Origin of the sequence: Lacunimicrobium album (assembly GCF_052161635.1) — a bacterium.
Taxonomy (GTDB): domain Bacteria; phylum Planctomycetota; class Planctomycetia; order Planctomycetales; family Planctomycetaceae; genus SXPC01.
In genome coordinates, this window is record NZ_CP197413.1 from 2,860,883 (window position 1) to 2,887,083 (window position 26,201).

Annotated in this window: 20 protein-coding genes; 12 read left to right on the forward strand and 8 right to left on the reverse strand. The window is 55.3% G+C overall.

Translation table 11 applies throughout. The annotated features are described in order from the left end of the window. Positions 1-112: 112 nt before the first annotated feature. From SH248x_RS11360 to SH248x_RS11395, 8 genes are all read left to right on the forward strand, one after another. A complete protein-coding gene (locus tag SH248x_RS11360) occupies positions 113-1,186 on the forward strand; it encodes a serine hydrolase domain-containing protein (RefSeq protein ID WP_459554387.1) in 1,074 nt (357 codons plus the stop codon). Positions 1,187-1,443: 257 nt separating this feature from the next. Further along, complete coding sequence (locus tag SH248x_RS11365; RefSeq protein WP_459554388.1) at positions 1,444-1,905, forward strand: response regulator; 462 nt, start codon at positions 1,444-1,446, stop codon at positions 1,903-1,905. 279 nt (positions 1,906-2,184) lie between these two features. Next, on the forward strand, positions 2,185-3,384 hold the full coding sequence (locus SH248x_RS11370; protein ID WP_459554389.1) for a class I SAM-dependent rRNA methyltransferase: 1,200 nt from the start codon (positions 2,185-2,187) through the stop codon (positions 3,382-3,384). A gap of 183 nt (positions 3,385-3,567) precedes the next feature. Then, positions 3,568-4,665 (forward strand): class I SAM-dependent methyltransferase, encoded by a 1,098-nt coding sequence (locus SH248x_RS11375; RefSeq protein ID WP_459554390.1) that lies wholly within the window; start codon positions 3,568-3,570, stop codon positions 4,663-4,665. A gap of 144 nt (positions 4,666-4,809) precedes the next feature. Continuing rightward, the gene (locus SH248x_RS11380; RefSeq protein ID WP_459554391.1) at positions 4,810-5,487 is read left to right on the forward strand and encodes an HAD family hydrolase; all 678 of its coding nucleotides are present in this window, start codon (positions 4,810-4,812) and stop codon (positions 5,485-5,487) included. A 166-nt stretch (positions 5,488-5,653) separates the two neighbouring features. Next, complete coding sequence (locus tag SH248x_RS11385) at positions 5,654-6,727, forward strand: efflux RND transporter periplasmic adaptor subunit (RefSeq protein ID WP_459554392.1); 1,074 nt, start codon at positions 5,654-5,656, stop codon at positions 6,725-6,727. Between the two features lie 301 nt (positions 6,728-7,028). Next, positions 7,029-8,627, forward strand: coding sequence for a serine/threonine-protein kinase (locus tag SH248x_RS11390; RefSeq protein WP_459554393.1), 1,599 nt, complete (start codon positions 7,029-7,031; stop codon positions 8,625-8,627). Between the two features lie 144 nt (positions 8,628-8,771). Continuing rightward, positions 8,772-9,767, forward strand: coding sequence for an acetyl-CoA carboxylase carboxyltransferase subunit alpha (locus tag SH248x_RS11395; protein ID WP_459554394.1), 996 nt, complete (start codon positions 8,772-8,774; stop codon positions 9,765-9,767). 465 nt (positions 9,768-10,232) lie between these two features. Here SH248x_RS11395 and SH248x_RS11400 read toward each other — a convergent pair whose 3' ends face one another. The 5 genes from SH248x_RS11400 to SH248x_RS11420 form a co-directional block, all read right to left on the reverse strand. Beyond that, positions 10,233-10,835: a hypothetical protein gene (locus SH248x_RS11400; protein WP_459554395.1), complete on the reverse strand. Its 603-nt coding sequence runs from the start codon at positions 10,833-10,835 to the stop codon at positions 10,233-10,235. 642 nt (positions 10,836-11,477) lie between these two features. Continuing rightward, positions 11,478-12,593 (reverse strand): CvpA family protein, encoded by a 1,116-nt coding sequence (locus tag SH248x_RS11405; RefSeq protein ID WP_459554396.1) that lies wholly within the window; start codon positions 12,591-12,593, stop codon positions 11,478-11,480. A gap of 167 nt (positions 12,594-12,760) precedes the next feature. After that, the gene (dtd, locus tag SH248x_RS11410; RefSeq protein WP_459554397.1) at positions 12,761-13,210 is read right to left on the reverse strand and encodes a D-aminoacyl-tRNA deacylase; all 450 of its coding nucleotides are present in this window, start codon (positions 13,208-13,210) and stop codon (positions 12,761-12,763) included. A 176-nt stretch (positions 13,211-13,386) separates the two neighbouring features. After that, the gene (locus SH248x_RS11415) at positions 13,387-14,610 is read right to left on the reverse strand and encodes an NAD(P)/FAD-dependent oxidoreductase (protein WP_459554398.1); all 1,224 of its coding nucleotides are present in this window, start codon (positions 14,608-14,610) and stop codon (positions 13,387-13,389) included. 238 nt (positions 14,611-14,848) lie between these two features. Beyond that, positions 14,849-16,759 (reverse strand): c-type cytochrome domain-containing protein, encoded by a 1,911-nt coding sequence (locus SH248x_RS11420; protein WP_459554399.1) that lies wholly within the window; start codon positions 16,757-16,759, stop codon positions 14,849-14,851. A 212-nt stretch (positions 16,760-16,971) separates the two neighbouring features. Here SH248x_RS11420 and larE point away from each other — a divergent pair, with 212 nt between their 5' ends. Then, positions 16,972-17,817, forward strand: a complete 846-nt coding sequence (gene larE, locus SH248x_RS11425; RefSeq protein WP_459554400.1) for an ATP-dependent sacrificial sulfur transferase LarE — start codon at positions 16,972-16,974, stop codon at positions 17,815-17,817. A 47-nt stretch (positions 17,818-17,864) separates the two neighbouring features. Here larE and SH248x_RS11430 read toward each other — a convergent pair whose 3' ends face one another. Beyond that, positions 17,865-18,347 carry a flagellar basal body-associated FliL family protein gene (locus SH248x_RS11430; RefSeq protein WP_459554401.1) on the reverse strand — a complete coding sequence of 161 codons (483 nt, stop codon included), beginning with the start codon at positions 18,345-18,347 and terminating at the stop codon, positions 17,865-17,867. A gap of 325 nt (positions 18,348-18,672) precedes the next feature. Next, positions 18,673-19,941 carry a serine hydroxymethyltransferase gene (locus SH248x_RS11435; RefSeq protein ID WP_459554402.1) on the reverse strand — a complete coding sequence of 423 codons (1,269 nt, stop codon included), beginning with the start codon at positions 19,939-19,941 and terminating at the stop codon, positions 18,673-18,675. 266 nt (positions 19,942-20,207) lie between these two features. Here SH248x_RS11435 and SH248x_RS11440 point away from each other — a divergent pair, with 266 nt between their 5' ends. From SH248x_RS11440 to lexA, 3 genes are all read left to right on the forward strand, one after another. Next, positions 20,208-21,530, forward strand: a complete 1,323-nt coding sequence (locus SH248x_RS11440; protein ID WP_459558609.1) for a tetratricopeptide repeat protein — start codon at positions 20,208-20,210, stop codon at positions 21,528-21,530. A gap of 158 nt (positions 21,531-21,688) precedes the next feature. Beyond that, a complete protein-coding gene (locus SH248x_RS11445; RefSeq protein ID WP_459554403.1) occupies positions 21,689-22,960 on the forward strand; it encodes a peroxiredoxin family protein in 1,272 nt (423 codons plus the stop codon). Positions 22,961-23,392: 432 nt separating this feature from the next. After that, on the forward strand, positions 23,393-23,995 hold the full coding sequence (gene lexA, locus SH248x_RS11450; RefSeq protein WP_459554404.1) for a LexA family protein: 603 nt from the start codon (positions 23,393-23,395) through the stop codon (positions 23,993-23,995). A gap of 674 nt (positions 23,996-24,669) precedes the next feature. Here lexA and SH248x_RS11455 read toward each other — a convergent pair. Next, positions 24,670-26,070 carry a sigma-54-dependent transcriptional regulator gene (locus tag SH248x_RS11455; protein WP_459554405.1) on the reverse strand — a complete coding sequence of 467 codons (1,401 nt, stop codon included), beginning with the start codon at positions 26,068-26,070 and terminating at the stop codon, positions 24,670-24,672. Positions 26,071-26,201: the final 131 nt, after the last annotated feature.

The following is a 26,201-nucleotide window of genomic DNA, read 5'->3' on the forward strand; positions in this document are numbered from 1 at the left end:
TTGCCTATCGCCCACCCTCATCCGCCCTTCGGGCACCTTCTCCCCTCAAGGGAGAAGGAACGAAATGCCGCTCCCCTCAAGGGAGAAGGGACAATATGGATACGGAATTAATATGGAATTCTCTCGTGTTACGTCTGTCATCGAAGCTGGGATTGAGCGGAAGTTGCATCTGGGGGTGCAGGTGTCTTTGGTGCTCGATGGGCAGGTAGAGACGTTAGCAGTGGGGGAGGCTGAGCCGGGGGTGGTGTTGACGTCGCAGATGGCGATTCCCTGGTTGTCGGCGGGGAAGCCGGAGACGGCGGTGGCGATCGCGACGCTGGTGGATGCGGGGAAGATCTCGTTTGATGATGTGGTGTCGAAATACATCGCGGAGTTCGGGCAGGGGGGGAAAAAGGGGATTACGATTGGGAATCTGTTGACGCATACAGCGGGGTTATCGCCTGTCGATGTCGACTGGTCGACGACCTCCTGGGACGACATCATTCGGAGTATCAGTGAGCAGCCGGCGCGGGAAGGGTGGACGATTGGGAAGGATGCCGGGTATGACCCGGTCGCGAGCTGGTTTTTGCTTGGGGATGTGCTTCAGCGGGTTTCCGGACGTGATCTGGAGACGTATTTGAAGGAGGAGATTTTTGAGCCGGTGGGGATGACGGGGACGTCGGTGCGGGGGAGTGGGGAGGTTGATTTCGCGCCGTTGTATGACCGGGTCGGTGGGCAGATGCAGGTGAGTCCCTACACGGCTCGACTGGCGAAAGATCATGTCGCACCCGGGTCATCATTGCGAGGCCCTGCAGCGGACCTGGCAAGGTTCTATCAGCATCTGCTGGAGATTCTGAATGGCCAACCGGGGGTGATTTCGCAGGGGACGCTGAAGACTGTCCTGACGCGTCATCGACGTGAGACGTTCGATCAGACGCTGCAGCATCAAGTCGATTACGGGTACGGGTTTATTCTTGATTCCAACCGTTATGGGGTCGAGACGGTCCCGTATGGGTTTGGGCGACATGCTTCGGAGTCGGCGTTTGGGCATGGCGGGTCGCAGTCGTCGATGGGGTTTGCAGACCCCACCTACAACCTTGCCGCTGCGGTCATTGCGAATGGCAGGGCAGGGGAGGGGCAGCATCAACGGCGGTTCCGGGAGTTGTTGACGGCGCTGTATGAGGATCTGGGGTTGGCCGGGAATTAACGTAGGGCGGTTGCCACAACCGTCATTTTCTACGTGATTCACGTCTTAATAAAAAGATCACAGACAGGAATGTCTGTGCCACTGTAAACAGGCGGAAGAGCAGTGGTGGCATAATTTTGCGTCTTTCAGTTCCAAAATTGGCTGGCTTGGGTATCATCTTGATTGGTAATTTCCGTTGTGTGCACTCAGCGGGGATCTCTTTCTTCCTTCCAGGGGAGAAAGAATAAAACACCGGGGCTAATAACTGAGACTGACTGATGCCGAGCGACTCACTGACAACGACGGGCAAGATCCTCATCGCGGATGATAATCATCAGAACTGCGAACTGATCGATGCATATCTGTCGGGTGAAGATCATCAGATCGAGATGGCACACGATGGCAGGGACACGCTGACGAAAGTTGAGTCGTTCCAGCCGGATCTGATCATCCTTGATATCATGATGCCCAAGCTGTCCGGCTATGAAGTCTGTCAGCAACTCAAGCAGAATCCGAAAACTTCGAAGATCCTCATCCTGATGGTGACGGCGTTGAAAGACACCGGCGACATCGAACGCGCTGTCGAAGCGGGGGCTGATGACTTTCTGACCAAGCCGGTCCATCGCCTGGAGCTGGTGACGCGGGTGAAGTCGCTGCTGAAGGTGCGACATCTGGAGAGTGAGCGGGATCGTCTGCTGGCTTATGTCGAAGAAGTTGAGTCGCGTCAGGGGGCTCGGTAATCGTAGGGTCCGCTGTGCGGACCGTTGATCCGGTCGCGGGATGGCGTGGTGCCTCAGCGAGCCAAATTGCGAGTCAATGAAATACGAGAGTCGTTTGTTGGTCCGCACAGCGGACCCTACGCTGTGCCTTGAGTTTAGTAACAGGTTGTGAGTCAATAGACGCCTAGCGCCCACCCTCATCCGTCAGCGCTTCGCTGACACCTTCTCCCCTCAAGGGAGAAGGGACAAAATGCTGCTCTCTTGAAGAGGGAAGCGATATCAGAAGTAACGACTCCGATCATGTCTACTCCTTTGACGCGTGTGTTTATTAAGCCTCGGAAGGCGTTGCCGTTTTTTTCGCGTCATCCCTGGGTGTTCGAGGGGGCGATCCAGCGCGTCGAGGGGAAGCCTCAGGCGGGGCAGGAAGTGCTGGTGGTCTCTGCGGAAGGGCAGGGGATCGCGCGAGGGCTTTATAATCCGAACAGCAATATTCGTGTGAGGCTGGTGACGTGGAACCTCGAAGAGGCGATTGATGCAGCGCTCATTCGGACTCGTCTGTCGCATGCGGTCGATCTGCGACGTCGGTTTCTCGATCTCGATGGGGCGGGGGCGGTCTGCCGACTGGTGAATAGCGAAGGGGATAGTCTGCCGGGGATTACGGTCGACTATTACGACGGATTCCTTTCGCTGCAGGTGACGAGTCTGGCATTTTTTCGACGTCTCGATTTCATCAAAGAGGCATTGCTGGAACTGGTCAAGCCGAAGGGGATCTGGCTGAAGTGTGATGCAGGGATCAACGAAGCCGAGGGGATCGAAGCGAGCGAGCTGTTGCTGGCAGGGGAGATGCCGGCGTCGATCATCGTTAATGAGAACGACCTGCGTTATCACGTCGATCTTGCGGAAGGGCAGAAGACAGGGTTCTATTGCGATCAGCGGGACAACCGTCGCGCGACCGCCCGCTACGTTGATGGGGGCGAAGTCCTCGATGCGTTCTGCTATTCGGGCGGGTTCGGCCTGAATGCTCTCCAGCATGGGAAAGCGACGACGGTGCTGAGTGTCGATTCGTCGGAACCAGCCTTGGAACTGACTCGTCGGAATGCCGAACTCAATGGACTCTCAGATCGTGTGACGACACTGCGTGGCAAAGCGCTCGAAGTTCTGGTCCAACTGGCAGAGCAGGGGAGATCGTTTCCGACAGTGATCCTCGACCCGCCGAAGATGGTATCGAGCCGTGGCGGGATCGAGCGGGGGATGAAGGGGTATCTCAAGCTCAATCTGGCGGGACTGAAACTGCTCCCAGCCGGTGGCATCCTGACGACTTGCAGTTGCTCGGGGCATGTCTCGATGGAGATGTTTCAGCAGTTGATCGCGACGGCGGCGACGCAGTCAGGTCGGACGATTCAGATCCTGGAAGCGCGCGGCCATACCTGGGATCATGCGGTGTCTGCGAACTGCCCGGAGAGTAGTTATTTGAAGTGTATGATCTGCCGGGTTCTGTGAGAGACTGGAACGCAGAGCACGCGGAGTGGAGCAGAGGTCGCGGTGAAGAGTTTGAACCGCAGATGAACACAGATTGACGCAGATAAAATCAATTTTGACACAGAGATCACATGCAGATTTCAAGTTCTCTGTGCCCTCTGTGTCTAAAGTTTTAGTTTTCATTTGAAGAACGAGGGTACTGACTTGCCAGGTAACAAACTGCGTCGCAAATCGAAGCCGGTTGACATGAAGGAAGTTCGTCTTCCGCCGCCGCGGCCGTCGGAAGAGCTTTTGATGGCGCATGCTCCGAATCTGGAAGGGGCGAAGGTGCTGTGCACGACGCAGGGGCGCGGGCAGATGGCGGATATCCTGGCGAACCTGAATCCGGATCGTCACGTGACGCTGGCGTTTTTCGATCATTATCAAATGACCGAGTCGGCTCCGTTTCATCAGGCGAATGCAGGACGGGTGGAGTTGGTCTGCCAAGCCGATCTGCCTCAAACGGGTTTCGATCTGGTCTGCCAGCCGCTCAATGCCAAAGGGGATAAGGAGTTCACACGCGACGTCATGCAGCAGGCGTTTTTGTCGCTGCGTGAAGGGGGCGAGATGGTGACTGCGGTTGATCAATACCGTGATCACTGGCTGCACGAAGAGATGAAGAAATACTTTGATAAGGTGACCCGGCTCGTTGTTGGCAAGAAGGGAGTCGTCTATCAGGCGAAGAAGAAGGGGACGATCAAGAAGGTCAAGGATCACTCGGCTGAGTCGGCGTTTCGTTTAGGAGAGACGCTGGTCACATTGACGACCAAGCCCGGGGTCTTCAGTCACCGACAGGTCGATGGGGGAGCGAGGGCACTCATCAAGGCGATGGACGTGCAGGTTGGTATGAACGTCCTCGATGTGGGCTGTGGGGGAGGGGCCGTCGGGATTGCAGCGGGACTCTCGGCTGAGGGAGTCAGCGTGCATGCCGTTGATTCGAATCCACGCGCGGTGCAGTGCAGTCTGTTGAACGCACAAAGAGCAGGGCTAACAGAATATACCTGCGAACTCGATAGCACCGGAGCGTCTGTGAAAGCAGGCACGTTCGATCTCGTGCTGGCGAATCCGCCCTACTTTTCCAATTATCGGATCGCAGAGATTTTCCTGGAAGTCTCGAACCGTGCCCTGAAGAAGAAGGGGAAGCTGTTGCTCGTGACGAAGGCTCCGAACTGGTACACCGAGAACCTGCCGGAATCGATGGAGCATACGGAAGCGGAGAGTATTGGGGGGTATCAGGTGCTGGTGTTTAAGAAGGTGAAGTAGAGAAGCGAAACTGTGACATGAAAAATGTCGGGTGCGGGTGAGGCTTCAAACCGCACCAAAACGATATTCGATGCCACAATTGGTGCGGTTCACTCTGTTTATCCTACAGAGCGCCTCACCAGCACCCTACATCAGAAGAATCCCATGCAGAGTCCCCCATTCGATCCGGTCACTACGAAAGCTCTCCTCTTCGATATGGACGGGACGGTGACCGATAATATTCCGTACCACATTCGCAGCTGGGGGATGTGGGCGAAGCGAGAAGGGCTGCCCCACTCGGAAGCAGAACTCCTCGCGCTGACGCATGGTACGATTGGCGAGATCATGCGACGTCTGTTTCCTGAGGCCACTGCGGAAGAGCAGTTCCTGCGGGGGGAACGCAAGGAGGCGATTTATCGGGAACTCTACCAGCCGCATTTGTCGTCATTGCCGGGGCTGGAAGAATTTTTGAGTTGGGCCAAGCAACAGTCGCTGCCGCTCGCGATTGCCACCGCCGGGGATGCGACGAACATTGTCTATACGGTCGACGGGCTGAAGATTCGATCGTACTTTGATGTGCTGGTCGGGAGCGAAGACGTGACCCATGGGAAGCCGCATCCAGAGGTTTATCTGGTCGCAGCTGAGAGACTTGGTGTTGAACCGGAAAGCTGTGTGGCGTTTGAAGACTCGATTGCAGGTGTCGAAGCAGTCCGACGGGCGGGCATGAAGTGCATCGTGGTGAATCCGATGTCGCCGCGAGAAGAATACGGCGATTGTCCGCATGTGTTGAGCTGGATCGCGGATTATCGGGAACTGTTGTCATCTGGCAACGTTTCATCGTAAATCACGTGAGGATCTGAGGCTCCTTCACAAAGTCTTCATGATTGAACTCCGATGAGGAAGTTGACGTGGTCTCACGAGAGGTCTAGTCTACAGAAATCGATCACTTCTCCTGGAACCTGGCGATGTGAAACTCGCTGGGACGTCCTGATCTCTCGGAAAGCGCACTATGCAACTGGCTGTACTGTTTTCGTCTGCGTGGATTCGCGCTGCTCGTCGGGCTTGTGTTGTTTCTGCTGCAGTTGTGTGCCTGAGTTCGTTCTCGACCTTGTGGGGACAGGAGCTGATCATCAAGCGTGAGCCGATCACGTTGATCAACCCGACTCGTTATCAAGTGCCATTGATTCTGGAAGCAACTCAGTCGATCAATGTCTCTGCTCCCGTCGATGGGGTGGTGCAGATCATCAATATCAAGCCGGGCGAAACGGTCTTAAATCAGACGGAACTCCTGCGTCTGGATACGACGCGTCAGAGCTTTGTGCTCGAGAAAGCAAAGGCGGCTTTGCGGGCCGCTCAACTGCGAGTCGAAGCGGTTTCAAGTTCGAGTGATGCCAAAGCCAAGAGCCTGGCGGCCTCGGAACTCGAAGTCGCCAAAGCGGACTTGAATGTGGCAGAGTACGATCTGCGAAGCCTGCTGCTGCGGGCTCCGATTGATGGGACGGTGTTTCGCGTGCTGGTGCAGCCGGGACAGTTCGTCAAGGCGGGAGAGCCGCTGATGTCGATGGGGAATACGGAGAAACTCGTCGTGCAGATGCCGGTTGATCGCAACAACGTCAAGGTGGGAGCGAATCTGGAAATCGCCGTCGAATCGGTCAAGGTCACCGGGCTGGTTCAGTCGGTGCTGCCTCTTTCAAAAGAGCAGGCGGCCTTGCGGGACCTGGTGGAATCGGCAGCGACTGCGGAGCTGGTCATCGATAATGCCCAAGGGAAGTTGTCGCCTGGGCAGACGGTATATTCGCCGATGGTGCCGCGATATCCTGTCATGGAAGCGGCCAATGTGGTTTTGACAAATACCCCGGAAGGGGGGCGGAAAGTGCAGGTTCTGCGTGAGAATGTCGTTACTGATGTGCCTGTGACTGTCCTGGGGCCGATCGGTCCAGAGCGATCTTTCCTGAGCGGACCACTTTCAGAACGCGATCTGCTGATCATCAGCACGAGCGTTCCGGTGCCCCATGGGACCCTGGTTCAAAACGCTGTTCAGGCCGCGGCTCAGCCAGTTCCGCAACCGGTCTATGATAATTAAGATTGTCGCGCTAAAATTGCTGCCGGGGCAGGGATGTTGCCAGAAGTCAACATGTCCCGAACGTCGTGTGACTGCGAGAACTTTTTTTCACTCATCACGAGCGGGCTGCATTTGCTGTTGAGTCCGGCGGTGGCATCGGTCAGACTGAACGTGGCACAGACGTGACTTCGTGATCGTCCTGGGCCGACCCTGTCATTCATCGATCAGCTTGAGGGCGCTCATGCCCCTGCCTTGCTGTTTCGATCTTCAACTATCATCGACGAATCGATGTGAACCGTCCCGTTCACAGGAGACCTGCTTCGTGTCCGACGACGAATTAATGATTGAAGAATACAAGCTGAAAAACTGCATCGCGACCGGTGCAGTTTCTCAGGTCTGGGAGGTCGTGGATACGAACTCCAGCGAGCGCTATGCCATGAAGCTTCTGTTACCGGAAGCGTTCAAGCAGGCAGAGCAGAGAAGCCTTCTCGCCAAGGAAGCCAAAATCTGCAAGATGTTCGACCACCCGAACATCATTCGCATGCATACACACAAGAAGACCCGTAAGCATGCGTTTTACGTCATGGATTACTTTGCCGCTTCGAACGTGAAGCACATGATCCGTAGCGATCTGACGTTCGTGCGCTCGAAGTTCCGACGACTGGCGGAATGTTCGGCTCTGGCGCTGGCCCACATTCACGAAAAAGGCTGGCTGCATCGCGACGTCAAGCCCGACAACGTGCTGCTGAGCAAAGGGGGGGAAGTTCGGATGATCGACTTCTCGCTGGCTGCTGCAAAGCCGAACGCTGTCTTGACGATGATCTCTTCGAAAACGAGCAAAATTCAGGGAACGCGAACGTATTTGTCTCCGGAAGTTGTTCGACGTTTCCACGCGACCCATCTGTCAGACATTTACAGCTTTGGCGTCATGCTGTTTGAATGCCTGGTTGGCAAGCCTCCGTTCATGGGGAATACGCCGAACGAACTTCTTCTGAAACACGTTCAGGAGCAGCCGACCGCACCATCATTCTTCTATTCCAACCTGACGCCGGAGATCGATCAGTTCATCCTGCGCCTGCTGGCGAAAAAGCCTCAAAATCGGCCTCAATCGATGACGGAGCTTTTGTCGGAATTCCGGAATGTGAAGATTTTCAAGATTGATCCGGAAGAACACCAGAAGGAAAAACAAGAGGCGGAGTTGAAAGTCTTCAAGGAGTCGTCCGACAACCGACTGAACAGTCGCGCGGATGCGTTGCGAACGGAGCAGGGGGGTGCACCGGCTGCCGCTGCCCCAATTTCCCTGCCGAAAGCTGCTGCGAAGCCGGCTCCTGAACCTGCCAAGAAGCCCCCTGCCCCCCAACCTGCCGCACCCGCAACTCCGGTTGCAGCCGCCCCACAGGGATATCCGGGACAGCAACAGGGGTATCCGCCTGGCTATCCGAATATGCCGATGCCGCAGTATGGTGGTTATCCTCAGGGATACCCGCCACCGGGTTACCCTCCACAAGGATTTCCACAACAGCCGTACCCACAAGGGTTTCCGCCTCCTGGATACGGTCAGCAACCTGGGTATCCTCCCGCTGGAATGCCCCAGCAGATGCCACCGGGATATGGCCAGATGCCCCCTCAGGGCATGCCCCCCCAAGGGGCGCCAGCCCCTCAGCCTCAGCGACCCGCAGCACCTGCCGCACCCGCAAAGGCGCCGAAGCCGGTCGCTTTGGAAGAGGCCAGCCTGGACGATATCATGATCGTCGACCCGACGAAAAAGGCCGGAAAACCGACCCCGTCTGGCCAAAACCCGGCTTCAGGAAAGTCTTCCTCATCGCTGCCAACCAAGAATCCGTCACGTCTTGTGAAGAAAGATGACGCGAAAAACAGCGACGATCTCCCCTTTGCAGACGAGCTTCCGGACATCCTTTAAGCCTTCCGCCGCCCGCTTTGATCGGTATAATGGATCGATGCGCCATAAGCTGCGCAGTTTTCGATCTCGTTGTGACGCGTACGATCGATCCGCAGGGAGCGGTTCGCTGGGCGCGTCCTGATCCAGTCGGGCAGATTTTTCGAAATGAATAACCATCCGCTTCCGTTTGAAAAGCCTATCAACACACTCGAGCAGCAGCTGAACGAACTCGAGCAGCAGGCAAACCCGACTCAGGCCACGCAGGACGCGATTCGCAGCATGCGTTCCGAGATCCTGAAGGTGAAGCAGGAGATTTACAACAATCTCGACGCCTGGGACATCGTCCAGGTGGCCCGTCACCCTGATCGCCCTCAGACGATGGATTACATCGATCTGATGTGTGAAGAATTCGTCGAACTCCACGGCGATCACGCCATCGGCGACGACCGGGCGATCCTGACGGGATTCGCGAAGATCGGCGACCAGAAGGTGCTTCTCGTTGGCCACCAGAAGGGTCGAACACTCAAGGATCGCACGACTCACAACTACGGCATGGCTCACCCGGAAGGCTATCGCAAAGCCCTTCAGAAGATGCAGCTGGCCGCCAAATACCATCTGCCGATCGTCTGCCTGATCGATACTTCGGGGGCTTATCCGGGCATCGGAGCCGAGGAGCGCGGCGTCGCGTATCAGATCGCTTACAACCTGCGGGAGATGTCTCAACTCGATACGCCAATCGTTTGTGCGGTGATCGGGGAGGGGGGCTCCGGCGGGGCACTGGGGATCGGAATGGGCGATCACATCCTGATCATGCAGTATGCGTATTACTCAGTCATCAGCCCCGAAGGCTGTGCCGGCATTTTATGGAAGCACGTCAAGCACGCCGACAAAGCTGCCCGCGCTCTGAAGTTCACGAGCAAGGATCTGCTCAAACTGGGGGTCGTCGATGAAGTCGTTCCCGAGCCGCTGGGCGCCGCACATCGCGATCAACGCGCAACAGCTGCGTCACTCAAACAGGCGATCCTCAACAGCCTGAAACAACTCTCGAAAGTGAAACGCAGCGAGATCCAAAAACGTCGCTACGAGAAGTTCCGACGTCTGGGCCAGTTCATCGAACAATTCGAAGAGCAGGGTGCAGATGAAGAAGTAACCGCGAAGTAATTCGTGATCGCAAGACAACGGAAACAGAAAACGCCATCGAGCATTTGCCGATGGCGTTTTTTATTTGCCAGTGAAGACCATCACCCACAAAGAAGGCCAGCTGACGAAAGACAAACACCAAGCCTCGAAGCAAACTCGGGTTGACTCATAGAGCAACTGCGAGGTACGACTCCTGCGATGCACCGACAAGCCCACGAGAGATTCAACAGACTGGTCACCATGAAGCACAACAAAATGAACCCAGAGATTGTCCAGGAATGAAAACAAACCCCTAAAACCCGCTACCGCGAACGTCTGATAATGTCTGTTATGTTGCTTTTCCAAGTAGCTTGTCATGTTGTATCGGCCCGGTAATTACCGGTCAATGCAATTTTGTGTGTGAATTCTGCTTTTGGAGAATGCCGCAGCAATATGCTTACGCCGAATCCAAATCAAGGGGCATATTTTTTGAAAAGTTCGCAGCAGTTAGCCAGGATAAGTCGGGGCCGGTGTAGTCATGGTGAGCGTTGACGTCGCAGACACGACTGTTGGCGACACTGGTTCCCCTATTCCAAGTTTTTCGCAATAACGGCAAAAAGCATCGCGTTCCGAAACTCGTATGGGATCTTTCAACATCTGCGTGTAACTATCGAAATGAATTCCGATTTCACTCACGACTAGCGCCGGGTTGATGTGAATTTCATCTCCGACTATCTCAAATCCTTTCAAAAAAAACCTCGAAAGATGAGTCTTCTGCCGAGTCATTCCATCGTGGTACATTCCGTTGCGTATGCGTTTGTAGATGTCTCTTATCTGAGCTTCAGAGAACCCCGAGCTTGGATAAACTTTCCGAAACCCAGACACAAAGAAGTTACCCGCATTACCTGCGCTGTCTTGACCGACCCAACACTGCTGGATCATCTCGAAGTACGCCATCGCAATTGACAGAATGACGTAGCCCGACTGCTTGAGTGGACTCTTACTCTGGTCGTTGCTGAACTCACGAGCTAAGTACTCTGCAATCCCAATTTGCCTGTTGCAAACGTAGTACGAGAAATGCTTGATCAGTTCTTCCGTTGTAACAGCCATTTTTACTCACCTTTCTATGGGCCTGTGTTTAACTGTCCTACTTCTAAATCGAAATGTCAACTTCTTTGCCGGGAAAGCATTTTACTTCACTCAGGCAAAGACGAAGCTTCATTCAAATTCTCTTGTTTGACTTCCTCATCTGAAATTTCTTCATAACCGACCGGAGCCTGCGTGACGATCTGCTCCACCATCGCCCAAATCCGGACCACCGAATCTTCGTCCGTATTCTTGCGACCTATCGCCAGCAACTTTGAACGCGATTCGCAGGCGGGTTGTGACCTGCAACAAACACGACGATGTCACGCGTCCCTGCGGTTTGTGTCATTACGACTTCGTGCCATCGAATCCGGCCGACGAATTTTGTGCGGCGTGTCGCGGTGTTGCTCCCAGTAAAGAGAGTCGTACGGCTCGCTCGAAATTTGAAGATGGCATGATCTGCATCAGCTGCCGCATGAAGCCCCGATAGTTTTTCGTGACGAAAATCGCAGGCAGTCACATGATCAAAACTCGCCTTGCTCCAACTCCGATTCGGGTGATCGGACGAATGATTTTCGCCCTCTCAAAACGACGTCGACGACCTTGGCCCATTTGCACAAAGTCGTCGACAGATTGTTCGTTGGAAATTTCCGTCGCAAACTGGCATCAGCGTTTGAGAAATCCCATCACGCGATTCTTGAGCTCGTCATCCAGCGAACCGACAGCGACGCGAGCACGTGCGATCTGATACGCGATTCTTTGATCGAGCTGTGTATTTGCTGTCGTGTTGGGATCCGGATCAGGCTTGCGATTTGTGAGGTCTGCGTGCCAGTCGTCCAAAATCGCGACGCTGACTTCTTTGGGGACGGAGTTCAAAGTTAATTCAACTTGCTCGACAAAGGCCGCCTGCTGCCCTGGCCACTTTGAATGCATAGCCGCGATTTCTTTTGCCAGTTGATCGAATTTCTGCGAATAGGCATCCGTCTGTTGCGAGACAGGTTTTCCATTGAGCCATTCTGAGGCCACCTGCTGAATGACACCAGGGGCGCTATTTTGCAGCTTCGTCATCAGCTCGGCGCGATCTTCTGGTTTCGTATTCGCGACGGCCTGTTTGACCATGTTGTTCATCTCGGGGCCGAACAGATTGGGGAGCTGAGACATGAGCTGGTCGACCTGAGTCATGCTTCCATATTGTCCGGAGGAGCTGCCGTTGGGAGTCAACGGAGGTGTTGCAGGAGCAGAATTCCTCGCCTGTGGGTGCAGTTTTTTGTGTTCAGCAATGACTTCCGGATGAAATTCCTTCTCGAAATCCGCCAGGATGGTGTTGAGTTCTTCCGGCAGAACGGGCTCAATATTCTGGAAGAGAACTGCGATGTAGTATCCGGAGTTGGAGTGGAAGACCATTTCGCGGGTGTCTTCACGCAGCGTGACGGCAAAGAAGGTGACGACCATCACCAGGATGGCCCCTTTAATGGCTCCGAAGATCATTCCGAAGTGGCGATCAACGCCGTCGAAGGAGATTTTCTCCAGCCCGCCACGCAAGCCGCGGGCGATCCCGAAACAGACTATCGAGCTCACGACATACAGACCGAAAATCGCGATCCAGCGATTCAGCGGGGCTTCAATTCCCAGGTAGGGAGAGACTGCAATCGAGACCGTCTCAGCGAAGACAAAACAGACGACAATCCCGGCGATAGAAGCCAACTGCCAAAGGATGCCTTTACTGGCTCCTCGCCATGCGCAGAACAGCAGAATACCCGCAACAACTACATCGTAAGCCATGATCAACATCCCTGTCGAAAGACATTCCAGTCAACAACCTCGAATGCTTGCCAATCCTTGGCCCTGTGGAAGCGGAGGTGTTTCAAATCGGAATCATAGTGGACGGGCTCAATGGCTGAGAAGTCCAAATTGTCATTTCGACATCGCAACGGGCTCAAACTGAAGACTCAAAAGAGTTTCCGACTATCCAGGAGCATCGTGACCGGGCCATCATTGATGAGCGAAACTTTCATCTCCGCCCGAAATCGGCCGGTCTGGACGGGGATTTGATAGCCCTTGATCTCTGCGACAAAACTTTGATAGAGCGCATCAGCCATCTCTGGGGGAGCTGCGGCGATGAAGCTGGGTCGCTTGCCTTTGCGACAATCTCCCAGCAGTGTGAACTGGCTGACGACGAGCATCGAGCCGCCGATCTCGATGACCGAGCGGTTCATCTTGCCGTCGTCGTCTTCGAAGATGCGGAGGCCTGCGATCTTTTCGGATAACGTGACGACATCGGTTTGAGTGTCGTCGGTGGCGACACCGAGGAAGACGAGCAGGCCCTGTTCGATCTGGCCGACGATTTCGCCGTCGACTTTGACACTCGCTTCAAGGACACGCTGCACGACGGCTCTCATGGGGATGGGACCTGATGGGGGGGATTGATGTTGAATGAAGGTAAGGCAAGTTGCCTGTCGTTTTCTGTGGCGATGAATGTCTTATGTTGCCTAGCGCCCACCCTCATCCGTCGGCGAAGCGCCGCCACCTTCTCCCCTCAAGGGAGAAGGGACGGAGTATGGTCCAAACTGTCTTTCTACGGGAAACGGTTGGGGGAAAATGGGGTGAGGTCGAGATCGGTTGGCTGGCCTGAGATGGCTTGTGTCATCAAACGGGCGGTACCGGCGGAGAGGAGGATGCCGTTGCGGAAGTGGCCGCAGGCGATCCAGAGGTTGTCGCAGTTGGCGGCTCGCCCGAGGAGAGGCAGGCCGTCGGCAGTGGAAGGACGCAGGCCGGACCAGGTCGCGAGCACGTCTGCATCTTTCAGTGATGGAAGAGTCTCGGCTGCGAAGGCTTTTAAGGTCGAAATCCCCTGCTCTGTCACGCCGTGTTCGAAGCCGACGTCGTCCATAGTGGAGCCGACGAGAACGGTGCCATCGAGTCGTGAGACGAGATAGCGGAAGTGCATTTCGATGATGCCGAAGTCCTGGGGCTGGTGTGGCTTCAACAAAAGGATCTGGCCGCAGATCGGGCGCGTGGGTGCCTGGATGTCCGCGAGATGGCTGACTTGTCCGGTCCAGCTGCCTGAAGTGATCAGAATCTGATGACCGCGATAATGGCCACTTTGAGTGATGATGCCTTCGAAGTGTCGCTGACTCCCCTGGCCTGCTTCAAGGAAGCCGACTAACTCCTCGTGTTCGAGAATCTCGACACCGCGTTGTCGACAGGCAGTTGCGAGTGCTGCCAGATGAACTCGTGGCATCACCTGGCAATGCTCGTGAATATGGAAGCCGGGGTGCAGAGTCGGCGCGGGTTCACTCAGAGGATGTGTCTGGAAGCCATGGGACTGCCAGAACTTTTCGCCCGCCTTGAGGTGAATCTCGTCGGGATACAACAGCGAGGAGCCGCATTGGCGGTAGCCGGTGTTGATCGAGGCATCCACGGCGACTTCAGGGCCGGTTTGCTTCCAGCAGTCGAATGAGTAGCGAAACAGCGACTGGAATTCGGGCGTGGGGGCATCAATGTCGACGGGAGGCAGCATCCCCGCTGCCGCCCAGGAGGCTTCCCTGCCGATCTCTCGGCGATCGAGGATGAGAACGCGCTGCCCTCGGCGCGAGAGTTCCCATGCTGTCGTCAGTCCGACGATCCCGCCCCCGATGATGATGCAGTCGTACGTTGTCACAGAACCCGCTTTGCGATCCAACACCCTCAATACTGGTACAAAGAGGTTATAGATCGACGGGCGGGGGAAGCCAAGGGAACAGGGGCGTGGGAGATTGCAGAAGGCCTTGAGCTGGATAGCGAATGAAAGCAAACGCATGCCTAGCGCTCACCCTCATCCGCCCTTCGGGCACCATTCCTGAGAAGACTACCGCGTCGTTCACTCTCGCCTTAATTGGCGAGAGTGAACTCCTTGCTTCCACCTCAAGGGAGAAGGGACAGGGGATGGAGCCTTTATTCAATTCGCAGAGTTCCCTCATCCGTCAGCGAAGCGCTGCCACCTTCTCCCCGAGGGAGAAGGAACTTAAAACCGCTCCCGGGGGGAGAAGGGACTGACGTTACTGGCTGCGGATTTTGGCCCAGCAGGCTTGGGCGAAATTGTCCTGGGTGACGCCGAAGTTGGCTTGGAGGGACTGGCCGAGGTTTTTGGACTGGGACAGGTCGGCGAGGAATTTGGGGAAGCCTTTGCCCTTGGGGCTGTCGGTGATGACGCTGACCATCATGTAGCTGAGGGCGACGCCGCCGGGGCCGGTGGCGTTCTCACGCAGGAGGTCGCCCGGTGAGGTGAACAGTGACGAAGCCGAGGCGGCTTTTTGTTTCATCGCGGCCTGGTAAGGGGCGGCTTCGGGATCACGGAACGCGACGACGACTCCGGTCCCCTGCTTGACCCACTCCGGCAGGCCGGGGAAACGTCGGTCGATATAGGCCTCGGTGACCAGACGCGTGATGAGGAACTTTGTGGAGTGTTCCTGGGCAGTCGAGGTGGGAAGCCCCTTGTCTTCCAGGACGACGAAGGCATCGCGACGATCGTCGCTGGAACGCGAGTGGCCGTGCATGTCGGCGGGGATATCACGACGCTGAACGGTGACGTTGAATTCGCTGTAACCAAAGTGGTCTTTAAACGCGATGATGCCCAGTCGATCCGGCCACATGGGTTGAGCCGGTGCACCGAAGATTCCATCGAGCGTTTTCAGAGCGGCGGCGGCTTGATCGGCGATTTCTTTTAAGCGGGCTTCGGAGACGTTGCCGATCGCGAAGAAGTTGTCTGCGGTGTGTTCAACCGAGGCTTCATTGCGAAGCGACTGCTTCCAAAGTTCCTTGGCGCGCGTGATCCGGAAGGCCTGCTGTTCGGCGGCAGGGAGATCGCGGAACGGGGTCTCTTTCGGAGCATTGGCGGCGGCGAGATCCGCCAGTTTGATGTTGGGATCGCCGCCGTCGTACTTGATCCCTTCCTGAATCCACTTCTTGAGGTCTTCGTAGTTCTTGCGTGTCAGTCGGGCGTCGGACTGGGGCATACGAGGATTTTCCAGCCCCCCTGTCAAACGGAAGAGTCGGCTTTCTTCGAGATTCCCTGCAATGAGGACATCACCGCGAATCATGTCGGCGAAGGTTTCCATCGAAAACCCCGAACGGGCATTAGGACCGCTGTGACAACGAACACACATCGCGACGAAGAATGGTGCGATATCTTTCGAGAAAGAAACGGTTTCACCGCCAGTGGGACGGGCGATGTCGAGTTTCGGCATCGACTCTTCCACGATGGTACGAAGTGGCTTCGTTTCGTCGGAGCCGTCGAACGCTGCTCCCTGGTTGATCCAGTCGCTGATTGTTTTGATCTCGGCAGCCGAGAGGGCTTCCTGGCCACGTGGCATTTGGTTCTGGCCGCCGGAGATGCGGGCGACGAGGTTACTCTGAGCAGCGGAGCGGGCGGTGAGCAGTCGACCATTCTGGCCACCCTGCTTCCAGGCGGCAAAGTTCGAGAGATTCAGGCGTCCGCGCGGGTTGTCAGCACCGTGGCAGCTGACACAATTTGAGTTGATGATCGGGGCGACGTCTTTGGCGAAGCTGACGGCGTTCGGTTTTTCTCCCCCCTCCCCTGCTTCGGCGTTCATCGCGGCTCGTTTTTCGAGCATCTGTTTTTGCTGTGTCAGCATCGACCGGACAGAGGCGATGATTTTATTGTCGTCCGTGGCGCCTGTTTCTGCGATGAAAGCGGTGATCGATTCTTCGACAGCCGTGATCGCCTTCTCGGCTTCGTCGTAGTCTTTCTTGCGGATCAGGCTGGTGATGTCGCCTGCAGATTTGCGGATCTCGATGAGTTTTTGTGTCTGTTCTTTGGTCAGACGTCCGGGAGGGGTGTTCTGTGCGAACGCGGTCGAGGTGGTCAGACAAGCGAAATCCAGACAGGGAGCCAGGGGAGACGATCCCAGGACAAATGCCATCAGGACACCAGTTCGCAACACGTTCATCGTCCAGACTCCTCGCTCATCGCAAATTCGCTCACCATCGCCACGGCATGTTTCCGTGACAATCGGTTTCCATTTGCGTATCGTTCTATGTTATCAGTTCCCCGCGCAGCTTGCACGACCGCTTATTGCGCAAAGCTTCGCCGGGACTGTTGATCCGCTACTATTGAAAACCTCAAAAACTGACGTCGTGTTCGACGGAAAAGACAATTCTGATGCCAGACGCACTGTTTGAAATCTCTCGCCTGCATAACCTAATCCGCCAGTACGGTCAGGCCGCGATTGCGTATTCGGGCGGGGTCGATAGTGCGCTGGTGGCGAAGCTGGCGGTCGACGCGGCCCGATTGTCCCCTCCCCTGCCGGAGCCGATCGCGGTGATGGCGGTCAGTCCGTCACTCGCGACGGGGGAACTGGAGGCAGCCCGGAAACTCGCAGGAGAAATCGGAATTGAGTTAGTGACGATCGAAACGCAGGAAACGAGCCTGCCGGGGTATCGCCAGAATGGCATTGATCGCTGTTATTACTGCAAATCGACGCTGTATTCGACGATCGAGCGTCTGCGATCAGCGCGGACGTTTGATGTCGTTCTCAATGGGACAAATAGGGACGATCTCGGCGATCATCGTCCCGGACTGGTCGCAGCTCGTGAATTCGAGGTGAGAAGCCCGCTAGCCGATGCGGGACTTCGTAAACAGGACGTCCGGGAGCTGGCGCGTTATTTCGGACTGAGTGTCTGGGATAAGCCCGCGACGCCGTGCCTTTCGAGTCGGATTGTTTACGGGTTGGAAGTGACGCCGCAGAGGCTGTCACGGGTTGATGAGGCGGAGGCGTTTTTGAAGAAGCGGACTGGCCTGACTGTGCTGAGAGTTCGGCATCGTCAAAACGATGAAGCGAGTCTTGAGGTGCCGCTGGATGCGGTGGAACGTGTTCAATCCCCTGCCCTGTGGGAGGAGATTGAAACAGGCCTGAAATCGCTGGGGTTTCGGACGGTGACGCTGGATGCGAAGGGGTTTCGTTCGGGGAGCTTGAACGAGGGAATTGCAGTGAAGATTATGAATTGAAAGCACAATTGGTGCGGTTCGCAAAGCCTCACCAGCACCCTACACAATCAGATGCTGAATGAGCGGTAATCGGATACCAGGACTTCGTCGATGATCTGCTCGCCGATGACATGATTCAGGCGGTCTTTAATGCGGGATTTCAGATGATCCAGCGACAGGTCCTGAAGATCGGCTGGTGTGGCTTCGCGGATGATGGTATCGACCGTCTCGGCGATCCGGGCTTTGTGAGACACGCGATATTGATCGAACCTCACGACTTCGTCGACATTGCCATCAATGCGGGCATGGGCTTCAAAAATGATGACCTGCGAACCGACCTGCCCTTCTGCGGGAAGCTGCATGACACTGAAGTCGCCGATCGGAAGTTCTGTATGGACAACGGTTCCCTGTGCGGGCTGATCCGTTTTGGGCTTCCGAGTGAAGGAACTTGGCAGGTAAACAAACACCATCACGATAAAAAGCAGCGAGAGCGTGAGGATCGCCATCCACTCGAGAAAGGAATCGTTATTTGACAGGTCGGGGGATCTCATGGCGGGAATCCGGAGCAGTCCGTTTCAGGTAAGGAACGAAGGATCAGCTTTTAAGGCCGGGGCGTCGTTGCGGTAACTGTAGGACTTTATTCGGGAAGAACGCCTGAGTTTTGCCTGCTGGAGTCAACGAGTGAGGGGAAACTCTCGCGTAGCAGAACCATTCGCGCGACAAATCGATTTATTCGTTAGAAATCGAATTTTGCGACACACGCAAAGAGCCCTTACCAGTGGAACGGATTCCATTTCCTGTTGTGATTGCTCCAAAGAAAAAGTCGGCGTGGCACAGTTGTGCGACGCCGACTTTTGATCACAGGTACTCTGACATTCAGTTTGTGTCGATGCCTGGAACTGGGAAGTTGCGGGCGAACATGCGGATTTCTTCGCGGACTGCTTCCAGTTGAGATTTGTTATCGGCTGACTTCATGGCTTTGAGAATCCAGCCACCGACTTGGCGGATATCGTCTTCCTTCATGCCACGGGTCGTCAGAGCTGGGGTGCCGAAGCGGATCCCGCTCGGATCCAGAGGCTTCCGCTGATCGTAAGGAATCATGTTCTTGTTGACGGTGATACCTGCGTGATCTAAGGCTTTTTCCGCAATTTTGCCGGTCAGACCAATCGAAGTGACGTCAGTCAGGACGAGGTGATTGTCAGTCCCGCCCGAGATCAGACGAACGCCCCCTTCGGCCAGCACGGCGGCGAGCGTCTGGGCGTTGGCGATGACCTGCTTGCCGTAGGTTTTGAAGTCGTCCTGGAGGGCTTCTTTGAAACAGATTGCCTTGCCAGCGATGACGTGCATCAGTGGGCCGCCCTGGAGACCTGGGAAGACGGTCTTGTCGATATCGGCCGCATACTTCTCTTTGCACAGAACCATGCCGGAGCGGGGGCCGCGGAGGGTTTTGTGAGTTGTCGTGGTGACGAAATCAGCGACGGGGACCGGGTTGTTGTGGAGACCAGCTGCGACCAGACCGGCGTAGTGGGCCATATCGACCATCAGGACGGCTCCGACTTCCTGAGCGATTTCCGCGAATTTCGCGTGGTCGATTTCACGAGGATAGGCAGATGCCCCCGCGATGATCATCTTGGGCTTGTTTTCCCGAGCCAGTTTGGCGACCTGATCGAAATCGATACGGTGATCGCTTTCACGGACGCCGTAATGAATGGCGTTGTAAAGCTTTCCGGAGAAGTTCAGGAACATGCCGTGGGTCAGGTGACCGCCGTGAGAGAGGTCCATCGCCAGAAAGGTCTCGCCGGGCTTCATGACGGACATGAAGACAGCCATATTGGCCTGTGAACCCGCGTGTGGCTGGACGTTCGCATGATCGGCTCCGAAGAGCTGGCAGGCACGTTTGCGGGCGAGGTCTTCGACGACATCGACGTGCTCACAACCGCCGTAATAACGTCGACCCGGATAACCTTCGGCGTACTTATTGGTGAGGACAGTACCGACGGCTTCCTGGATGGCAGCCGAGGTGTAGTTTTCAGACGCAATCAGTTCCAGACCTTCGACTTGGCGCGTCATTTCGGCTCGAATGGCAGCGTAGATTTGTGGATCTGCTTGTTCAATGGTCGGGTGACTGGTCAGGGAAGTCGTCATCGGTCTCTTTCGTGAGTCGCAGGGAAAAGACAAATCGGTCAGTGTCCATCATTCAGTGTTCATCATCAGTATTCATCATAAGGTAGCAGCTACCGAAAAAACAGTATTTCCAGACCGTGCTTAACAGGGCAGTAAAAGTTTTCCTGCGATGAGAAATCTCTGTGCAGATCTGTTAGACTCTGTCACTGAGTTTCTTCGTTCTGCACCAGCAGGAAGAAGACTCCAGCGTGTTTGCTGTTCGACCATTTCATTGGGTTTAGTGCGTGATGTCTGCTTCTCTCCCCTCCCCTGCTTCCGAACCATCGGCGACGACGGAGATTGCTGCTGCACAGGCTGATGAATCGTCAATCAAGTCTTCCCGGGTCCTGGCGGGCGAGAAGGTCAGTTTCACCGGGACGCTGGCCTCGCTGACGCATCAACAGGCCTTTGAAATCGTGCGTCAGCATGATGGCGAGCCGAGTCATCACCTCACGAAGCAGTCAACGCTGCTGGTGATTGGTGAGGAAGGCTGGCCGCTGGAACAGAATGGCGAGCCGTCTTTGAAGCTCGAACAGGCGATTCAGTTGAGAACGAGCGGGCAGCCGCTGCGGATCATCAAGGAATCGGTCTGGCTGGCGATGCTGAACCTGACCATGCAGGACGGCGATAAAGAAACCGACGTGAAGCGGTTTTATACGCCCGCTGCTCTCAGCCAGTTGCTGGATGTCTCCGTGGTCCAGATTCGACAGTGGGAACGCCTTGGATTGATTCGCGCCACACAGAAAATCTTCCGTCTGCCGTACTTCAATTTCCATGAAGTCACGAAGGCGAGAAATATTGCCAATTTGCTCAAAGCGGGGAATTCGATCCAGGAGATCGCCAGAAGCTTGCAGGCCCTCGAGCAGATGTACCTGACTGCCGATATGCCTCTTGATGCGGCTTTGGTGCGCATCGACAAGCGACTGTTTGCAAAAGACAATTTCAGTCTCGTCGATCTGAAAACGCGACAACGTCATTTCAATTTTGACGCCGAAGCAGCCCCCCCTGCCCTGAATTTGCTCAAAGAAGATGATTCCGAAGACTTTGTCTCACTCAGCTGCGAGCAGTTCACTTCCATTCCACTCGATGATCAGCTCGCGCCGCAGCGCGTGATTCCCGACTGGTACATCGAAGGCTGTCGCCTGCTGGAAGATGACCGGCTGGAAGAAGCCTCGCGGGCGTTTCATGAAGCATTACGACGAAAGCCCGATGATGTCGATGTCCATTTTTCGCTGGCGGATACGCTGTATCGCATGGGGCGACCTCATGCTGCGATCGAGCGGTTTTTGTGTGTGATTGAAAATGATCCGGAGTTCCTGGAGGCCTGGACGCAGTTGGGATGCCTTTATGTCGAGTTGAAACAACCTCAGGATGCTCTGGACGCTTTTCAACAGGCTTTGGATCTGCACCCTGATTACGCAGACGCTCATTTGCATAAAGCGCAGATTCATCAACAGCTGGGCGATGACGGCCTCGCGTCTCAGCATTGGTCGCAGTATCTGGACCTGGAGCCCGATGGTATCTTCGCTGATGTCGCGCGGCAGGCGCTGGGGTTGGATCTGTCGGTTTAGCGACTTTGTGTACGTTCGTCTTGTGACGAAGGCGTAAGTTCGTCTTGTGACGAATGAGGTTTACGCCATATAAGATGTCGTTTCAGGGCCTGCGGACTCGTTGCGCCCACGTTGATTTGCCTCTTGCCAACGTTTCTGTTCAAGGACGAAAGAAACCCATGGTGCACCCATACCGACATCTGTTTGCGACCTTCCTGACCGCGCTGGCTGCTGCCGGCTGCGGACAAGGGGGCGCTCCTGCTCAAACGGCTGCTGTTGCTCAAACTCCGGCGAAAACACCCGTTTCGACGACATCAGCGAGCACGCCTTTGCCGACGGCTTCCATTTCGTCAACGAGCAGCAGCGGCATGATGGTGCCTGCTCCTTCCGAGCCAGCGGCCTCCCCTGCCCCGGCTGAGGGATCCTCTGATTGGAACCTGCGAAAGATTGCAGAAATCAAGGCAACTCCGGTTGTTGATCCTGACAGTCTCGCTCCGGTCAGCGATGAGGAAATTGCCAAGCGAGAGCGTGAAAAGCAGTTGAAAGTCATTGAACTGTCGACCGCGATTCTTGCTCAGACGCATGCTGACAAAGAGAAGGAAATGGTTTTCAACGCAGCCGTTCATGCGCTGTCGGAGTCACGTCTGGAACTGGCGCTTGCTGGCGATCAGAAGCAGATCGATTCGCTTTATGACGATGCGACCTCCCTGTTCAAACGCGATCCGAAGTCGGTCGCTGCTGCCACCTCGGCAGGCGCATTGGTTAAGCTGGCTGAAAAGTGTGCTCAAAAGAATCCAGACGATCCACGCTGGCTGCAGGAATATGTCAACCAGGCAAACCTGTTTGCTCTGAGCTTCCCTCATGAATCAAACCGAGCCGTCGTGGGCCTGATGAACGCCGGGAAGTTCTGCGAAACACGTGCAGCCTGGGATCAGGCCGTCAGTTGCTATAAGACGATTCTCGAAAAATACCCGAATAATCCTCTGTCTGGCCAGGTTGTCGGTATGGCTCGACGCCTGTCGATGACGGGTCAGCCGCTGCAGTTCGCCGGGCCGACCGCTGATGGCGGCGATGTGAATATCGATGATTTCAAAGGCAAGCAGGTCCTGATCACGTTCTGGAAATCGACGGATGAATCAATGCCTGCCGTGATTGCCCAGGTCAAACAGTTGATGTCGAGCTCGAATCGTCCGGAGTTTGTCTGGGTCTGTCTGGATCAGGATGAGACGGCGATGGATAAATTCCTCGAAGGAAGTTCGCTGCCGGGACGTCAGGTGTTTTATTCGAATGCTGAACAGCGCGGGATTAATAATCCTCTGGCGCGTTATTATGGCGTGCAGACAACACCGACAATCTGGCTGGTGGGTAAGGATGGCACTGTCAGGAACTGTCACTTGTCGGCAACAAAACTCATTGATGATGTTCGCGCGGCGAATGCTGCGACCGAATAATGCGTCGGCAAAACGTGGAAAAAAACACAAATAAGCTACGGATTGCATTCCGTAGCTTATTTTTTGCGCGCAATCGAATACCATTACCTACAGCGATAACCCTTAAATCTGCCGATGATCAATCTGAACGCGTAAACGGCACTTGCCACGCGGAATCACGTGCACACATACTACAGATTGTACAGTACCGACTCATGTGCTGATCGCATGGATGTAGCACGGACTGTCTGATAATTCGCTGATCAATCAATTTTTATCGCAAACTATTACGCAATAGTGAGTAACAGAAACTGGACGTACAAATCTGGTGTTAGGTATTCTCCGAAATCAGATGGAAAATATCCTTCTCTGTGATCGCTTGCGAACTGGTCAAGTGAATAAGATGACTATTGATGTCGCGAGTTTCATCTACACCTGTATAAGGAGAAGGCAATGTCGCCTAAGGTAACCCTGACAACGCGTCAGCAGGAGATCTATGATTTCCTCAAAGACAAGATCATGAACCGCGGGTATGGCCCGACTGTTCGTGAAATTGGAATGCAATTCGGAATTCGATCGCCAAACGGCGTGATGTGCCACCTGAAGGCGCTGGAACGCAAGGGTTTGATCTCACGTGAATCGCATATGTCACGTGCAATTCAACTGGCAGATGCTCCACAGCTGAAGCGATCGACACTGCCTCTGGCAGGACAAATCGCAGCCGGTATGCCCGTCCTGGCTGTCGAAGACGACGAGCGGATTGACTTCGCTCCGCTGTTCGAAGACGAAAGCCACTTCTGTCTGAAGGTCAAAGGCGAATCGATGATCGAGGATCATATCGCCGATGGTGACTACGTCGTCATTAAGAAAGCCGAGTCAGCTCGCAACGGTGAAATCGTCGTCGCCCTCGTCGATGGTTCTGAAGCGACTCTGAAGCGGTTCTACAAAGAAGACGGCCGTTACCGCCTTGAGCCAGCCAACAGCTCGATGAAACCGATCTATGCTGACAACGTCGATATCCTTGGCGTTCTGATTGGCGTGATCCGACAGTACTAATCGGCGATTTCGCTGATTGAGTGAAAGAACTGCCCCTGAGACGAGACCACGAGAGTGGGATGGGGTGAAACTCTCGTCGACAATTAAAAGACAGCAAACCAGAAAAGGTGCCCTGGTTTGCTGTTTTTCTTTGCGCGGTGGGTGAAGCGAAGAAGTCCAGATTCAACGCAAAGCCGCGAAGACGCAAAGGATGTTGATGATGACTCGGCGTTGAGTATCCCCATCTTCATCTCAGGCCTGAAGGGCCGTTATCTGTCAGCCCAGGATGAAATCCTGGGTTACGATTATCGAGACGATTTCACCCGTTCTGAAGGGACGGCTCATTTTGCATCTCGCGGTGACCCGTCCCTACAGGACGGAACCGTCTCGTGTTGCGATGGACCCAGGATTTCATCCTGGCTGGTAGAAATCGGCCCTTCAGGCCGGGGAGGAGATGAGGTTATTGTTGGCGAATAGGGCGGTTTGCGTTTACAGGGATGACGACCGGATCGCTCGAAGGGCATTTTGAGATTCGCCATCCGATTAGGTAAGCGACTGGAAATTCGCAGAGTTCCCTCATCCGACCTCGAAGACTCGGCCACCTTCTCCCCGGGGGAGAAGGGATAGAAAAACAAAAACGCCTTCGCTTTTTGAGGAGCGAAGGCGTTTTGAGTTTCATCATCATACGGTCAGGATCAGCCAGCCATGGACTGGGCTTCGTACTGGTTGAGTTTGTTGTAGAGGGTTTTGAGGGCGATGCCGAGTTCGGTGGCGGCTTTGGGTTTGTCGCCTTGGTGCTTGCTCAGGACTCGGTAGATGACCTGCATTTCCATCTCACGCAGGGTCTGCGTTTTATCGACGGCAGAACCTGACTCGCTGTCGTTCGACGAGCGACGCGATTGAGACAGGCCGGTGATGTTGCCCGGCAGGTCGTCTGGCGTGATCGCGTTGCCGTTGGAGAGGATGACGGCGTGTTCGAGAGCGTTGGCGAGTTCGCGGACGTTGCCCGACCACTCGTAAGCCTTCAGAACACGGATTGCTTCGGGCGTGATGATGTCATCAGGCACGGAAGCACGTTTCATGTGACGAGCGATCAGCGTGCGGGCGATCGGAGGAATGTCGTCCTTACGCTCACGCAGTGGTGGCAGGTTGATTTCGAAGGTGTTCACGCGGAAGAAGAGGTCTTCGCGGAACGTGCCGTGGCGGACCATGTCCTGGAGATCTCGGTTCGTAGCACAGACGATGCGGACATCGACGTGGAACGAGTCGTTTTCGCCGATACGACGGACTTCACCTGACTCCAGGAATCGGAGCAGTTTGACCTGCATTGATTTATCAAGCTCGCCCAACTCATCGAGGAACAGCGTTCCGCCGTTGGCGACTTCGAGGAGGCCTTTGCGATGCGTATCTGCACCGGTGAAGGCACCCTTCTTGTGGCCGAAGAATTCGCTCTCAACGAGGTTTTCCGGGAGGGCACCGCAGTTGACGGCGACGAATGGCATGTGAGAGCGGTGGCTTTTCTCATGGATTCGACGGGCGACGAGTTCTTTGCCGGTACCGGTTTCGCCGAGGATCATGACGGCAGAGTCCGTCGCAGCGATGCGGTCGATCAGTTGCTTGACCTTCTGCATGCCGGGGGTTGAGCCGATGATTTCGGTCGAGCCTTCGACGGTCTTGAGGCGTGTTTCGAGTGCCAGCGTGCGGTTGGTCATCAGGCGTTTTTCCTGGACGCGACGCAGCACATTGGCGATGGTGACCAGTTTGGTGGGCTTGGTCAAGAAGTCATAGGCACCTTTGCGGATCGCCTGGACGGCGGCTTCGAGATTGCCGTGACCGGTGCAGATGATGACTTCGGTGTCTGGCGAGACCTTTTTGATATGGTCAACGACATCCCAGCCGGAGAGCCCTGGCATTCTCAGGTCGATGAGCGCAACGTCGAAGACGTGCTGATCGAGCGACTTGAGGGCGGATTCCCCATCGGAGCAGATGGTGACTTCGTGTCCCATGCGCGGGAGCTCATTTTGCATGACCTCGCGAATCGGGGCTTCGTCATCCACAAATAGTACGCGTAAACGGTTTTGTGTCACTGGACTCAACTGTCGACTCCTTGACTTGGCGGAAGCTGTCCACACAGATGGGGGGAATGTGGGCTGTCTTCCTGGTTCAGTCGTTGAACCTGTTCATCCTTGAACATATTAGTGAGCTGAGAGTATTCAGCCAGAATGGC